The sequence below is a fragment of the Mesorhizobium sp. WSM3862 genome, assembly GCF_002294985.1.
In the GTDB taxonomy this organism is placed as follows: Bacteria; Pseudomonadota; Alphaproteobacteria; order Rhizobiales; family Rhizobiaceae; genus Mesorhizobium.
Genome location: NZ_NSGE01000001.1, coordinates 657,236 through 670,821 on the forward strand (window position 1 = coordinate 657,236; position 13,586 = coordinate 670,821).

Annotated in this window: 15 protein-coding genes; 11 read left to right on the forward strand and 4 right to left on the reverse strand. The window is 63.2% G+C overall.

What is annotated here, in order from left to right:
- Positions 1-9 precede the first annotated feature (9 nt).
- A complete protein-coding gene (locus CK224_RS03285; RefSeq protein ID WP_095780755.1) occupies positions 10-474 on the reverse strand; it encodes a hypothetical protein in 465 nt (154 codons plus the stop codon).
- 804 nt (positions 475-1,278) lie between these two features.
- On the opposite strand from CK224_RS03285, the gene CK224_RS03290 reads away from it, so the two are divergent.
- The 3 genes from CK224_RS03290 (at position 1,279) to CK224_RS03305 (ending at position 4,917) form a co-directional block, all read left to right on the forward strand.
- Positions 1,279-1,578: a hypothetical protein gene (locus CK224_RS03290; protein ID WP_095780756.1), complete on the forward strand. Its 300-nt coding sequence runs from the start codon at positions 1,279-1,281 to the stop codon at positions 1,576-1,578.
- On the forward strand, positions 1,575-2,309 hold the full coding sequence (locus CK224_RS03295; protein ID WP_245299689.1) for an isoprenylcysteine carboxylmethyltransferase family protein: 735 nt from the start codon (positions 1,575-1,577) through the stop codon (positions 2,307-2,309). Before CK224_RS03290 ends, CK224_RS03295 begins: the two co-directional genes overlap by 4 nt.
- Positions 2,310-3,015: 706 nt before the next feature.
- Positions 3,016-4,917 (forward strand): hypothetical protein, encoded by a 1,902-nt coding sequence (locus tag CK224_RS03305; protein WP_141245771.1) that lies wholly within the window; start codon positions 3,016-3,018, stop codon positions 4,915-4,917.
- Between the two features lie 78 nt (positions 4,918-4,995).
- Here the strand turns inward: CK224_RS03305 and CK224_RS31160 are convergent, their stop codons facing one another.
- Positions 4,996-5,355: a hypothetical protein gene (locus CK224_RS31160; protein ID WP_176477838.1), complete on the reverse strand. Its 360-nt coding sequence runs from the start codon at positions 5,353-5,355 to the stop codon at positions 4,996-4,998.
- 545 nt (positions 5,356-5,900) lie between these two features.
- Between CK224_RS31160 and CK224_RS03315 the strand changes: the two genes are divergently transcribed.
- From CK224_RS03315 to CK224_RS03330, 4 genes are all read left to right on the forward strand, one after another.
- Positions 5,901-6,332 carry a cupin domain-containing protein gene (locus CK224_RS03315; protein ID WP_095778447.1) on the forward strand — a complete coding sequence of 144 codons (432 nt, stop codon included), beginning with the start codon at positions 5,901-5,903 and terminating at the stop codon, positions 6,330-6,332.
- A gap of 185 nt (positions 6,333-6,517) precedes the next feature.
- Positions 6,518-7,276: a copper homeostasis protein CutC gene (locus CK224_RS03320; RefSeq protein ID WP_170950212.1), complete on the forward strand. Its 759-nt coding sequence runs from the start codon at positions 6,518-6,520 to the stop codon at positions 7,274-7,276.
- A gap of 14 nt (positions 7,277-7,290) precedes the next feature.
- A complete protein-coding gene (locus tag CK224_RS03325; RefSeq protein WP_095778548.1) occupies positions 7,291-7,785 on the forward strand; it encodes a GNAT family N-acetyltransferase in 495 nt (164 codons plus the stop codon).
- Positions 7,786-7,909: 124 nt separating this feature from the next.
- Complete coding sequence (locus tag CK224_RS03330) at positions 7,910-8,395, forward strand: SRPBCC family protein (RefSeq protein WP_066999887.1); 486 nt, start codon at positions 7,910-7,912, stop codon at positions 8,393-8,395.
- Between the two features lie 5 nt (positions 8,396-8,400).
- Here CK224_RS03330 and CK224_RS03335 read toward each other — a convergent pair whose 3' ends face one another.
- Entirely contained in the window at positions 8,401-9,423 is a 1,023-nt protein-coding gene (locus tag CK224_RS03335) for an acyltransferase (protein WP_095780761.1), read from the reverse strand.
- 291 nt (positions 9,424-9,714) lie between these two features.
- Here CK224_RS03335 and CK224_RS03340 point away from each other — a divergent pair, with 291 nt between their 5' ends.
- The 4 genes from CK224_RS03340 to CK224_RS03355 all read left to right on the forward strand — a co-directional run bounded on the left by CK224_RS03340 (position 9,715) and on the right by CK224_RS03355 (position 12,627).
- Positions 9,715-10,413: a fumarylacetoacetate hydrolase family protein gene (locus tag CK224_RS03340; RefSeq protein ID WP_095780762.1), complete on the forward strand. Its 699-nt coding sequence runs from the start codon at positions 9,715-9,717 to the stop codon at positions 10,411-10,413.
- Positions 10,410-11,060: a maleylacetoacetate isomerase gene (maiA, locus tag CK224_RS03345; RefSeq protein ID WP_095780763.1), complete on the forward strand. Its 651-nt coding sequence runs from the start codon at positions 10,410-10,412 to the stop codon at positions 11,058-11,060. The genes CK224_RS03340 and maiA overlap by 4 nt, the downstream gene beginning before the upstream one ends.
- Complete coding sequence (locus CK224_RS03350) at positions 11,050-11,511, forward strand: DUF4262 domain-containing protein (protein WP_095780764.1); 462 nt, start codon at positions 11,050-11,052, stop codon at positions 11,509-11,511. The genes maiA and CK224_RS03350 overlap by 11 nt, the downstream gene beginning before the upstream one ends.
- A 75-nt stretch (positions 11,512-11,586) precedes the next feature.
- Positions 11,587-12,627 (forward strand): zinc-dependent alcohol dehydrogenase family protein, encoded by a 1,041-nt coding sequence (locus CK224_RS03355; protein WP_095780765.1) that lies wholly within the window; start codon positions 11,587-11,589, stop codon positions 12,625-12,627.
- 9 nt (positions 12,628-12,636) lie between these two features.
- On the opposite strand, the gene CK224_RS03360 is transcribed toward CK224_RS03355, so the two are convergent.
- Complete coding sequence (locus CK224_RS03360; protein WP_095780766.1) at positions 12,637-13,500, reverse strand: DMT family transporter; 864 nt, start codon at positions 13,498-13,500, stop codon at positions 12,637-12,639.
- Positions 13,501-13,586: the final 86 nt, after the last annotated feature.

Consider the following 13,586-nt stretch of genomic DNA (forward strand, 5'->3'; position numbering starts at 1 on the left):
TTGCGTCCATCAGCCCTTCACTTCCTTTCCATCCGGATCGAAGACGGGCTGAACGTTCTTGCCCCTGTAGCTTATCTGGAACTCGTAACTTACCTTGCCGTCGCGCATCAGCTTCTCCGCAAGCTTGATCTTTCCACCTGCGAATTTCATATCAACGGCCGCGCGCACCGATTGAGGCACCGCTTCCATCGGAATTGATTCCTCGACGACGATGACCTTACCGTCTTGATGGTAGAGCACATCGCGCGTCATTGCGCCCTCGACGCTTGCTATCTCGAAAACCAGTTCTCCGTTCTCGACCTCGCGGGCGCATGCCTTGACCTTGGCGACGGGAAAATCCTTGTGGAACATGTCCCGCACCACCAACGGCACCTTCTTGCAGGCTATCGGCTGTTCCGCGGCCGACGCGCCGGCCGCCCCGGCAAGCACGAGGACGAATGCGCCGGGCGCCAGGCAGTAACGAACAGGTTTCATGGGGGACCTCCTTCATATGACCTCATCGGCTTTCACGGAGCACCAACACTGGGGTCGACCAGACAAGCAGCAGTGCCGCTTTGCCGCCTCTGCCGCGGGCCGAGTTCGCGTACTCCTCGCTTATGGCTCTGCTGGCGGTGTGCGGTTTGTACGTATTTGCGCGAGCTTCGCCTGCAGCACTGCGACCCATCAAGTTGACAAGTGTTGCGCAACCGACCCGCCGCGCCAGCGGAGGGTAGGCTGGCTAAGGCAGCCTGAGCGACCGTTGCCCGACGTTGGAAACCCAAGATAGGACAAAGCGCGCCGGCGGACCGATAGCCCAAAACGGCTTTGCCGGCCTAACCGAAAGCCGTAGCGGCTCATGCGAAGTTCCGGACGCCCCCAGCGGAGGTGGCGCCGTTCCGGGGACCGTCGTCGCTCCCGTCGCGATCATGCCTTTTTTGCAGCCGCAGCTCCAGCGCCTGCTCGGCGACGACTTCCTTCAAGCGCTACAATGAGCCGAAATCCCGCTGTCGGTTAAGCCCACTCTGGCGTTGATGTCGGACATCACGGACGAGGCCCCTTCGCAAAAAGGGGTAATCCCTTCGCAAGCGAGTCAGCTCAACTGCCGAATCGTAAAGCCTAACGACTGCAGCGATAAATAGGCGCGTCAACCTGAAAGCGTGCTGGCAGGCACGAGGGAGCCTGCACTGAATGTCTCGCGGAAGTGTCGCCGTAGCGCCCGGCTCATCTGCTCACGTCTTCGCGCCCGAAGACCCTAACAAGTCCTATGGGTCACGAAAGGCGTTTTGCCTGCAGCGCCGTTTGGGCCGAGCAAGCCAAGAACCCGGCCGGCGCGCAGGCGGAACGATCGACACAGAAGCGACCTCCACCCGCATCCTGACGACCATTCTGCAGCCTATCACGGGACATTTTGTCAACGGAGACGCGGGCTGGCTGCGCGTCGAACTTCTTGATCCGACCAAAACACCTCCAAGCCGCCATCTCAACAACGAAATCCCGAACGTCCTGATCCGCGCCGAGATGCCGATTCTCGCCTTCGAGGCCGAGGGCGGGCGGCTCCAGGACGTCTTCCTTCAGCTTACCGAGGAGACGATCCAATGATCGATACCCCTCCTGTTCAACCGCACGGCCAGCAAAGCCTGGCAAGCGCAAGCGAGCCGCATATCGGGGGGTGCCGTCAAAATGCGGAGCCCAGAAACGCGGCCTCTTCATTCCCGGGGGCCTCGATGAGAGTTCAGTCAGTCAATCAAAGGATGCGAATAAACGCCGCTCGGGCAGCGGGGCTGGTTGCTGCAACTGTTATCCTGTTTTCGCACCCCGGATTGGGTGGGGGCGTACATGAACTGATCCAGATGGCGGGTCTCGGCCTGGTCCTCACCTGCTTCGTTGGCAGAATGTGGAGCATTCTCTATATCGGTTCAAAGAAGAATCTGGAGTTGATTACCTCCGGCCCCTACTCGTTGACCAGAAACCCGCTCTATCTCTTTTCTACGCTTGGAGCAGCTGGGATCGGATTGATCCATGGATCGATCGCCGTCGCTCTGGCGCTGGGATTTTTCAGCTATTGGATCTTGGTCATCACGGCAGCCAAAGAGGCCGAACACCTGAAGACGATCTTCGGCTCGCAATACGATTCCTATGCGCGCTATACGCCGCTGTTCTGGCCGAAACTGTCCCAATATACGGACTCTGCCGAAGTTGTCTTCTCCCCGAAAGCGCTCAAGCGCAACTTCCAGGATGGACTGTACTTCCCCGCAGCCTATCCCGCAATTGAAGCAATCGAACAACTGCGAGCAGGCAGTTACCTGCCGATCCTCATGACGATCTACTGAGATCCGCCAGATCCTCTCTCACCAAATGGCCTGCCGATTTCGGCATCGTCACCAGTTCGTCGAGCTTGATGAGGTAGCCGCGGGAGTCTTGGCGCTCGTGCCGGGCACCGCGATGGCCATTTTGCATGGCCGAACTGTCGCCCAGATGTTGACCACCGAGGTCTGTGACCTAGCTTTACAATGGAGCGTCCCAGACTCCGAAATGGTGGCATGGCGCGCACCGTGGGAGAACTCCCCGGGACGTTGAGGATGGAGAGGCGCGAGCTGGCTTTCGACCGGCGCCCAGCCATGCATCGCCAAAATTCCCCCAGTACTGGGGCCGAAGCGATGACAGCTTCGAAGGCAGGCAGTTAGCCAGGGCGAGGAGCCACACACCGCTTCACGAGCTTAAAGTTACATCGGAAACCGCGCAGGTACGGCGATGTCAGATCTTGCCGGGTTTTACGCAGACGACACAGGTCTCGCTCTCCTGGGCGGGATGACAATATTTGTATTGGTCGGCTTCTTCCTTGTGGTCCGGCGTATCCTCATCGCAGCGAGACGGCGTCACCAGTATGGCTACCTGAGCGAAAGTACGCCTATTCCCCTCGATGAGGCTTCTTGGGCCTGGGATCGCCCACGCAATCTTGCAGCCAAGGCGGCTTCTTCCCCGGCCGCCGTGCCCCCGCCCCCGGATGTTCAGGGTCTAAACTCCGGTAAGTCCGGGGTGCGAAAGGATTATCTCAACACGACGCCCGAAGCGGACGAGAACTCGCGCGAGGACCTGCCCGATGCTTTGGCCTTACCTCCCCGTGTTCGCAGGCCGACGAGCCCCTTGTTACGCTTGAGCGTCGCCGCAATTTGTCTGGCCGTGCCGCTTGGCTATGCGTTGACGAGACAAAAGCCGGTCGAAAGCGCCCCCGCTGTTTCGCGGGCCGATAGCTACTCCCTTCCCGATCTTTCACGCCGCTTGGAGATTCCTGCCAGCACGGCATCAACCGACGCACCCACCAACGGCGAACTGCCCAACCCGGATCTCAACGCTGCCGAAGCACAGGTCGAGGCAGCTCGTGCTCAGGCAGCAGCTGCAACGGAATTGGCTGGCCAGGAGCACCGAGCGATGGAGGAGGAGCGCGCCAGGAGTGCCTCTCTGGAGAGTGCGCTCGCTGAGACGCGCAAGCAGATCGAGGTGCTGAAGACAAGCATGGCAGCCGCCGACTACGCCAGCGAGGAGCGTTTGCGCAACGAACTTGTGGCAGCCCGCACGCTCGAGGCATTGCGGTGGATTGCGCAAGATGTCCGCGCGCGGATCAGCGAAACCATCGACCATGTCTTTATACAGATGCCCGCTGCTCGCCTCGAACGGGAGCGAACCGAACAGATGGCGCGCGACCTAGCGCAGGCGCGAGCGCAAATTGAACAGCTGGAAGCCAAAGCCGCCGGGGATCGCGCCAGAGCCGAGGCTTCGCTGGCGCAAGCGAGCGGGATGCTTGACGAGGAGCGCCGGAAGTCGGAGGACCTTCGTGGCGACATCGCTGAAATGGAGCAGTCCAAGGCCGCGATCGCGGACACGGCTGAGCGGGAACGGACCGGTGCCGCCGCGACGCGAGCAAGGGTTGAGCAGACTGCTGCCGGGACGGCGCAGGCATTGGCGCGGGAACAGGCTTCGGCAGTCGCGGCCCGTGCGGACCTCGACAAAGCCCGGCTCGAGCGCGACGCGGCCGAACAGGAGCGAGCCAAGGCCGTCTTAGCCAAAGAGCGTGCCGAGCAGACTGCCGCCAAGACGGCGCAGGCTCTGGAACGCGAGCGCGCTTCAGCAATATCGGCCCAAGAGGATGTCAACAGAGCCCGCCTCGAGCGCGACGCGGCTGAGCAGGAGCGAGCTAAGGCTGTCTCGGCGAAAGTGCATGCCGAGCAGGCTGCAACTGAAACAGCGCAGGCGCTGGAGCGCGAACGCGCTTCGGCAGTCGCGGCCCGTGAGGACCTCGACAAAGCCCGGCTGGAGCGCGACGCGGCGTTGCAGGAGCGAGACAGGGCTGTCGTAGCGAGAGAACGTGCGGAGCAGACTGCTAGCGAGACGGCGCAGGCGCTGGAGCGCGAACGCGCTTCGGCAGTCGCGACCCGGGAGGACCTCGACAAAGCCCGGCTGGAGCGCGACGCAGCGTTGCAGGAGCGCACCAAGGCGGCCGCAGCGAGCGAGCATGCGGAGCAGAGTGCTGCCGAGACGGCGCAGGCTCTGCAACGAGAACGCGCTTCAGCAGTGTCGGCCGGAGAGAACCTCAACAAAGCCCGCCTCGAGCGTGACACAGCCCGCCAACTCTTGGGACAGGCCGCCATGAGGCTGAAGGAGGCTCTGGACAAGCAACGTGAAGCGACGGTTTCTTTCGCCCGCGAGCTGGCCGCCGCGCGCGCCGACAATGACAAGCTTCGGGCTCAGCGCCGCGACGCTCAGATCGAGCCGCCGCTGAAGCCGCGCACTGGCCGCGCATCGGCCGGCGCAGGCCAGACGAAAGCTGTCAGCCAAAAGAAGACTACGTCCAGCAAGGTTCGCAAACCGTCGCGCGAAATCCGTGTGCGTGCCATCACGCTTCCGTTTTCCCTCCGGCCAAGCCATTCGACGTTGGACTGAGCTGGAACGACTGCCCTGGAAAATCGGGCGCTGGGCGGCATGAACTCGGACGTCTACGGCGAGGGCTCGCACTGTGCGCTATGTCAGCCCGATCACGCTGCCTTTCGCGTTCAATTCGCAGCCGACCGGCGCATGGCGCGTCTCGACGCCGTTTTGATATCCGTAGTCGATGCTGACCTGGACGGGAGCCGATATCCTCTGACGGCTCAACCGCCGTACGGAACCTGCACTGCTGACGCGCACACTGGTCGCGCCAAACTGAGCTGCGGCCTGCTCGATTGCCTCACGGCAGGCACGAACGATGTTGTCCGGGACACCCGGCAGCACTTCGATTGGATGGACTGCCAGTGGAATGGCGCTGTCTTCGAAGGGCAGCAGGGCGGGCGGAAGGTCGAGCGACCTTCCGCCGTTGCCGGCTACGCCCGCCCTTGACGTCACTGACCCGGTTGTGGTGGGGCTGCTTCCGTCATCGTTAGACGGTGGGGACGGTGGGTCAGACGGCGGACTGCCGCCGGAGCCACCGGGATCGCCGCTAGTTCCGTTGTGCTGACCGTTGTTGCCGCCAGCGCCATGACCTCCGTTATTCCCGTGATCGCCACCAGCGTTATGACCTTGGCCGCGCTCGCCGGCGGCCGCGGCTCCCGCGCAAGCTATCGCGACAGAGCACGCGAACGCGAGATGGGCCAAGCTGGATCCCAGATATTGACGCACGGCACCCTCCAAAGGCGCTTCGGCCGGCCGTCCTTCCGCCGCATGCCGTCAGAACGGCGCAGCACCCCCAGGCAACTCGCGACTACGCCAGGGAAACTAACTAGGGGATGATTCCGGTCTATCAAGGGACTGGGTGCGGCAGCACCCAAGTGCGGGGCAGATTTGAAGGACCTGGCAGCTCATAGTTCATACAGCCCGGGAAGCCCCAAATCCTTTCTCCTTGCGAGTCGACAGCGCTTAGGCGATTTTGCCGATCATTTCGGGAGGAAATCGTGCGAAACATTCCGGCATCGGCGCTGCTGCTGGCGGCCGCTTTTTATGCAACCACCGCCGACGCTCTGGACAGTTCGGCCACACCTGTTGTCGTGACGCCATTGGCGTCCAAGACGACGACGGCATCCGGCCAGCCGATCAAGCTGCCCCAGAAGAATGTCGAGGTCCAGGTCTCGGCCTATCAGATCGCGCCCGGCGCGACGCTGCCGGTGCACAAACATCCCTTCCCGCGCTATGCCTATGTCGAGGCAGGCACCCTCAAGGTCACCAACGTCGAGACCGGCAACAGCAACACCTACAAGACCGGCGATTTCATCGTCGAGATGATCGGCCAGTGGCATCAGGCGACCAATATCGGCAGCGATCCGGTGAAGCTGCTGGTGATCGACCAGGTCGAACAAGGCGCCAAGAACACAATCCTGAAGCAGTAGCGAGGCAACGGGGCTCAGCTGTTCCGCGGTAGGGCGGCGCTCCAAGGCTTGAGCAATCAATAACTGCGAGCCGAACAAAACCGGAAGCGCAAAGTGACCGCTTCGCTTGCTGGACCGATTGATGCGGCTTTCGCCTCGACCGCCCCGATGCTAGGGCTGCGCTTTCTCTTCAACATGGATGGATGATGGTGACCGCCGCTCAAAGGCCCCTGATAGAACTCTGCGTCGAAGGCATTGACGGGCTGCTTGCCGCGCAGGCCGCCGGCGCCGACCGGGTCGAGCTTTGCGCCAGCCTCGTCGAAGGCGGCATTACGCCGAGCCTCGGCACGGTGCGCGTAGCACTCGAACGTGCGACTATTCCGTTTCATGTCATCGTGCGTCCGCGCGGCGGCGATTTTCTCTACAGCGAGGCGGAATACCAGTCGATGCTGGCCGATATCGGCGCGCTGCGCGATCTCGGCGTCGCCGGCGTCGTCGTCGGCTGCCTGACCGCTGACGGCGCAATCGATGAAGCGAGAATGAGCGAACTGGCGCGCGCCGCCGGTCCCCTCAACGTCACCTGCCACCGCGCCTTCGACATGACGCGGGACCCGGCCGAGGCGCTCGAAGCGCTGATCCGCTGCAAGGTCGGCCGCGTGCTGACCAGCGGGCAACGCGACACGGCGCTGGAGGGCTTCGATCTGCTCGCGCGCTTGGTTCGCCAGGCCGGCGCACGCATCATCATCCTCGGCTGCGGCGGGCTGGCGCCCGACAATATCGGCGAGGTCCGCCGGCAAACCGGACTGACCGAGATGCATTTTGCCGCGCTTGCCGACGTGCCGAGCGCCATGCGCTACCGCAACCCGCATGTCGGCATGGGCGGCACCGATCTCGATCGCGAGTACCGCAACACGGTGACCGACCAGGACTTGGCGGCGGCAACGATCGCGGCCGCGAGGGTCTGATGCCGGAAGTGACGATGTCGAAAGATCGCGCGCCGATCGAACGCGTTTCGCCTGCCGACGAGGCCGCCATTCTCGCTCTCAACAACGAGCATGCCGCCGAGTTGTCCTGGCTGGAGCCGGAGCGCCTGTCATTCCTGATCGGGCAGGCTTTCTACACGCGCCGCATCGGGACGCTCGAAGCCTTCATCATGTGCTTCGATCAGGATGCCAGCTACGAAAGCCCGAACTTCCTCTGGTTTCGTGAGCGCTATCCCCGCTTCGTCTATGTCGACCGGGTGGTGGTCGCGGCCGAAGCGCGCGGCCGTGGCCATGCCCGCCGTCTCTACGAGGATCTGTTCGAGCATGTCAGGCGCGCATGCCACACGATCGTAACCTGCGAGGTCAATGCCGATCCCCCGAACCCCACATCGGATGCCTTTCACGCCGCGCTCGGCTTTGCCGAGGTCGGCGATGCCGTGATCCACGGCGGCAGGAAGTCGGTGCGCTACTACGCCAAGCCGATCGACTAGCGCATGGTCCTGAAAAGCAGAGGCTTTCAACCATACGCCAAACAAGGTTCGTGCGACGGCCGCACTGGCCACAAACAGAAGCTACAGCTAATGTATCGCCTTCGCGTGCTGGGGGCGTGACATCATGCCAAGCAACGTCTTCCGCTTCGACGAGAGTTGGAACATTCCCGATGCCACGCCGCAGGAAGTGTGGGACGTTCTGTCCGACGCCGAGTTGCTGCCGCTCTGGTGGGGCGACGCCTACAAGGAAGTCGAGCCGCTCGACAAGAAAGGCAAGGCCGTTGTCGGGTCACGGGCAAGAGCCAGGGCGCGAGGCGCCCTGCCCTACGAGCTGAACTTCATCATCGAGGCCGCAGAGCTCGAGCCTGGCCGGCTGGTGGTGGTCAAGACCTTCGGCGATTTCGACGGACTGTGGCGGGCCGAACTGTCGCCAGCCGGAAGCGGAACGCATGCGAAGCTCACCTGGCAGGTCATCGTGGAGAGGCCGATCCTCAAACTCCTGGCACCCTTGCTCAGACCGGTTTTCGCGTGGAATCACCGCTGGACCACACCTCGCGGCGAAGCCGGGCTTCGCCGCTATCTCGCCGCACAAAAAACCGGCAAGGCCTGACCTCCTCACCAATTGCGGTTGAGCCAGCCGCGCGCCGGTTTCTCAACGATGTAGTAGCTCGCCAGGGCGCAGGCGAAGACTGCGGCCAGCATCGGGATCGGCGCCACGTCGCGGTCATGGACGAATTTGTAGAAGGGCTGCTGCCACAGATAGAGCGAGTAGGACCACAGCCCCAGCATCACCATCGGCCGCGATGACAGTAGGCCGGTCAGATAGCCGCCGGCGAAGTCGAGCGTGTTGACGGCGAGCGCCAGCAGCGGCACGCCCAGCAGATAGTGCAAGGGCGTCGGCACCGGATCGAGGAACAGCAAGATTCCCCCGACCGCGGCCCCCAGCGCCAGATGCCGGTTCCTGAGGAATGCCGGCAGGTGTCCATCGGCCTTGAGCAGGCAGATAGCCGCCGACAGCAGGATCGAGGCGATATGCACGTCGGTTCGCCAGTAGCTGGTTTCGTAGTCCATGCCGAAGACCCAGTAGGAAATAGCGCCGTTGGCCATAGCGAGCAGCGACAGCATGACAAGCAAGCGCACGACATTCGCGCGCCTGGAAACCGCCACGCTGATCAGCGCCAGGATGACATAAGAATGCTCCTCGATGGCAAGCGACCAGATATGGTCGAGCGCGCCCGCGCGATTGATGAGAATGCCGGCATAATTGTAGGTGAATGTCAGCGCGGTAAGCGCCGCCTTCCATTTGAAGGCAATGAAGGTGCCGGAGAGCCCGATCATGACGGCAATCACGAACACCAGCAGGGCTGGATAGACGCGGGCGAAGCGGCGCTTGAAGAATTTCTTCAGCGGAAAGCGCTCGACGAACAGGATTTCCCCCATCAGCCGGCCGCTCAGCACGAAGAAGAACTCGACGCCGAGCACGCCCAGATTGATGCCGCGAATCGGAAAGAAATGGCCGATCAGCACGAAGGCAATCGACAGGCCGCGCCAGCCGTCGAGATAGGCCAGCCTTGCCCGTGCCGCCTTGTCGGCTGCGGCCCGCGGCAGGACGCCGGCCGTCGCGGAGATGTCGGTCATGCCCGTCCCTCGCAACTCGAGGTCCCGGCATAGCCGTGCCTGGAACCGCTTCGTTTTCCCCGCCGCAGTTATTTTGCAGTGCGGGATAATCTTGTGCAAGTGCGAAGCAGCGAATTCACAGGCAGTTCCTGCCAACCGATTGCGAACACAAAGAAAAAGGGGCCGCGGCGGGTCCTGCCGCCGCTTAGTGAACCCGCCATGGTCGGCAATGTTTCGTGGCCTAATGCCTTGCCCGCCTGCCGAAATCGGCCGAATGTGCGGATAGATTCATTTCCAACGCAGAGACCGCCTATGGCAGACTTCGTCCTCCCTCCGCCCGCGATCGCTTCGGTCGCGGTGACCGGCTCGGCGGAACGGTTTGCCGTGCGCCGCATCTTCTGCGTTGGCCGCAACTACGCGGCGCATGCGCGAGAACTCGGCAATGACGAGCGCGATCCGCCCTTCTTCTTCACCAAGCCGGCCGACGCCGTGGTCGACAGCGGCGCCGAGATCCCCTACCCGCCGCTGACTGGCAATCTCCACCACGAGATCGAGCTGGTCGTGGCGATCGGCAAGGCCGGCTTCCGCATCCCTCGCACCGAGGCGCTCGCGCATGTCTGGGGCTATGGCGTCGGCGTGGACCTCACTCGCCGCGACCTGCAGGACCAGGCGAAGAAAGCGGCCCGCCCCTGGGACTGGTCGAAGGCCTTCGACTTCTCCGCGCCTTGCGGCCCGCTGCTTCCGGTCGCAAGGTCTGGCCATCCCGAAACGGGTCGCATCTGGCTCGCTGTAAACGGTGACGTAAAACAGGACGGCGACCTCGCCGAGCTGATCTGGCCCGTCGCCGATGTCGTCTCGATCTGCAGCGAAGCGGTCGAGCTCCAGCCCGGCGACCTGATCTTCACCGGCACGCCGGCCGGCGTTGGTGCGGTTCAGGCGGGCGACAAGATCACTGGTGGCGTCGACGGCATCGGCGCCGTCGAGGTCACCATCGGGCAGCCGAAGCGATGAGCGACCTCGTCCTCCATAATTATTATCGCTCCTCCACCTCCTACCGGGTGCGGATCGCGCTGGAGATGAAGGGGCGTGACTACACCTATGTGCCCCACCATCTGCGCCATGGCGAGCATCTCGAGCCCGCCTATCTCGCGGTCAATCCGCAAGGGCTGGTACCGGCGCTGGTGCTCGACGACGGAACGCTCTTAACCCAGTCGCTGGCGATCATCGAATATCTCGACGAGATCGCGCCCGCGCCGCCGCTGCTGCCCAAGGATGCGCTGGGACGCGCCAGGGTCCGGATGCTGGCGCAGATGATCGCCTGCGACATCCATCCGGTGAACAATCTGCGCGTGCTCACCTCGCTGCGCACCTTGTTCGGCGCCGGCGACGAGGATGTCGTCAACTGGTTCCGGCATTGGGTGAATGAAGGTTTCCAGCCGCTTGAAAAGATTCTGGCCGCCTCGCCCGAGACCGGCAGGTTCTGCCATGGCGATACACCGGGGCTCGCCGATATCTGCCTCGCCGGGCAGGTCACCAACAATGCCCGCTTCGGCGTCGACATGGCGGCCTATCCGGTGATCTCGCGCATCCACGCCGCCTGCATGGCGCTGCCGGCGTTCCAGAAGGCTGCGCCGCAGAACCAGATCGATGCCGAGTAGGGAAGCCAGGGATCCCGACGAGGCTAAGACGCTCGCCGATATGGAGGAGTATGGCTGTCATATTCTCTACGTGCTGGAGGACGACGAGCACCCGCCATTCGCTTACTCGGTGGGGATAGAGTACAATTCCAAAGCCCCTGAGCTGGTCGTCATCGGGCTCAAGCCGGAGCTTTCGCAGACCATCATCAACGAGTATTGCCGACGAGTGCGCAGCGGCGAGAGGTTCAACGTTGGAGAGCAGGCGCCGGGTTTCCTGGGAGGTGGCTTCGACTGTCAATTCGGTGCGGTCCATCCCGACCACTACCCTGAATATTTCGGTTGGGACCTATGGTTTTACGACGGGCCCGTTTTCCGGATTCTGCAGCTTATCTTTCCGACAACCTCCGGTGTTTGGCCATGGGATGCCGAAGCCGGCGAGTGGTTTTGCAAGCGGCAACCATTGCTCGACTAACCACCATGGCCGACTTAGCTTGGCACCTATTACCCAAAATCGCCCTGCCCTTTGAACTGGATAGAAAGCACTCCCATGAAAGCTGTCGTCTTCGAAAAATTCGGCGAAGCGCCAACAATCCAGACCGTGCCTGACCCCAAGCCGGCGGGGGATGGCGTCGTCATCAAGGTCGAGGCGACCGGTCTTTGCCGCAGCGACTGGCATGGCTGGATGGGTCATGACGACGGCATCACGCTGCCGCATGTCCCCGGCCATGAACTGGCGGGCGTCGTCGTCGCCGCCGGCAAGCAGGTGAGCCGCTGGAAGGCCGGCGACCGCGTCACCGTGCCTTTCGCCGTCGGCTGCGGCCGCTGCTTCGAATGCAACTCCGGCAACCATCAGGTCTGCGAGCACCAGACCCAACCTGGCTTCACGGGCTGGGGCTCGTTCGCCGAATATGTCGGCATCGAGCATGCCGACACCAATCTCGTACGCCTGCCGGACGAGATGGAGTTCGCCACTGCCGCCAGCCTCGGCTGCCGCTTCGTCACCTCCTTCCGCGCCATCGTCGACCAGGGCCGGGTGACGCCCGGCGAGTGGGTGGCGGTGCATGGCTGCGGCGGTGTCGGTCTCTCGGCGATCATGATCGCCAGCGCCATGGGCGCCAATGTCATCGCCATTGACCTCACCGACGAGAAGCTGGAGTTTGGGAAAAGGATCGGCGCGGTCGCGACCATCAACGCTTCGACCACGCCCAATGTCGTCAAGGCCGTCAAGCAGATCACCAACGGCGGCGCGCATATGTCGATGGACGCGCTCGGCCATCCAACCACGTGCTTCAACTCGATCGCCAATCTGCGCCGGCGGGGTCGCCATGTTCAGGTCGGGCTGATGCTGGGCGACCATGCCCGCCCGCAAGTGCCGATGGACAAGGTCATCGCCTTCGAGCTCGAAATCCTCGGCAGCCACGGCATGCAGGCCTACCGCTATTCCGCCATGATGGACATGATTCGCACCGGCAAGCTGAAGCCCGAACTGTTGGTCGGCAAAAGGATCAGCCTCGATGAGGCGCCAGCCGCATTGATGGCGATGGGCGGCTTCGAGGGCATCGGCATCGGGGTGGTGACGAAGTTTTGAGTAGGCTCCCTACCTGGCGAACTTCTTCGCCCCGAACACGCAGGCCACCACGCCGAGCGTGACCACCACCATCAGCGGGCTGACCTGCTCGTGCAGCAGACTCGCCGCGAGCGCCAGGCCGAAGAAGGGCTGCAGCAGTTGCAATTGCCCGACCGCGGCGATGCCGCCCTGCGCCAGGCCGCGATACCAGAACACGAAGCCGATCAGCATGCTGAACAGCGAGACATAGCCGAGGCCGATCCATGCGCCGGAGCCGACAGCGGCAAAAGACGGCGGCAGGGTCGCAAAGCTCAGCGCCAACATGACCGGCAGCGACAGCGCCAAGGCCCAGCAGATCACCTGCCAGCCGCCGAGCTTGCGCGACAGCGCCGCACCTTCCGCATAGCCCAGCCCGCAGGCGATGATGGCGGCGAGCATCAAGCCGTCGCCGACCGGTGAGGCGGTCACGCCTTGCGACAGCGCGAAACCCGCGACGAGCGTGCTGCCCAGGCAGGAAAACAGCCAGAAGGCCGGGCGCGGACGGTCGCCGCCGCGCAGCACACCGAAGATCGCCGTCGCCAGCGGCAGCAGGCCGACAAAGATGATGGAATGCGCCGCCGTGACATGTTTGAGCGCCAGCGCCGTCAGCAGGGGAAAGCCGACCACGACGCCTAGCGCAACGACGACCAGCGAGACCAGATCGCCGCGATCCGGGCGCTTCTCGCGGAACAGGAACAGCACCGCGATGCCGAGCAGGCCAGCGATCGCCGCACGGGCCGACGTCAGGAAGGTCGGGTCGAAATCGACCACGGCCACGCGCGTCGCCGGCAGCGAGCCGCTGAAGATCAGAACGCCGATGAAGCCGTTGAGCCAGCCGTTGAAACTCTTATCCATCATCCGCTCCGTTTGCGCTTCTGTACCGGCGCAGCGCATGGCGTTGCCAGAGACAATGGGGTACAATTCCGCAAAACTGTATTGGT

What these genes read in the sequence shown, in the direction of transcription:
- CK224_RS03340 (WP_095780762.1), top strand. Translation starts at nt 9,715, where the DNA reads ATGGCAGACTTCGTCCTCCCTCCGCCCGCGATCGCTTCGGTCGCGGTG.
- maiA (WP_095780763.1), top strand. Translation starts at nt 10,410, where the DNA reads ATGAGCGACCTCGTCCTCCATAATTATTATCGCTCCTCCACCTCCTAC.
- CK224_RS03330 (WP_066999887.1), top strand. Translation starts at nt 7,910, where the DNA reads ATGCCAAGCAACGTCTTCCGCTTCGACGAGAGTTGGAACATTCCCGAT.
- CK224_RS03360 (WP_095780766.1), bottom strand. Translation starts at nt 13,500, where the DNA reads ATGGATAAGAGTTTCAACGGCTGGCTCAACGGCTTCATCGGCGTTCTG.
- CK224_RS03325 (WP_095778548.1), top strand. Translation starts at nt 7,291, where the DNA reads ATGTCGAAAGATCGCGCGCCGATCGAACGCGTTTCGCCTGCCGACGAG.
- CK224_RS03355 (WP_095780765.1), top strand. Translation starts at nt 11,587, where the DNA reads ATGAAAGCTGTCGTCTTCGAAAAATTCGGCGAAGCGCCAACAATCCAG.
- CK224_RS03295 (WP_245299689.1), top strand. Translation starts at nt 1,575, where the DNA reads ATGATCGATACCCCTCCTGTTCAACCGCACGGCCAGCAAAGCCTGGCA.
- CK224_RS03320 (WP_170950212.1), top strand. Translation starts at nt 6,518, where the DNA reads ATGGTGACCGCCGCTCAAAGGCCCCTGATAGAACTCTGCGTCGAAGGC.
- CK224_RS03285 (WP_095780755.1), bottom strand. Translation starts at nt 474, where the DNA reads ATGAAACCTGTTCGTTACTGCCTGGCGCCCGGCGCATTCGTCCTCGTG.
- CK224_RS03350 (WP_095780764.1), top strand. Translation starts at nt 11,050, where the DNA reads ATGCCGAGTAGGGAAGCCAGGGATCCCGACGAGGCTAAGACGCTCGCC.
- CK224_RS03335 (WP_095780761.1), bottom strand. Translation starts at nt 9,423, where the DNA reads ATGACCGACATCTCCGCGACGGCCGGCGTCCTGCCGCGGGCCGCAGCC.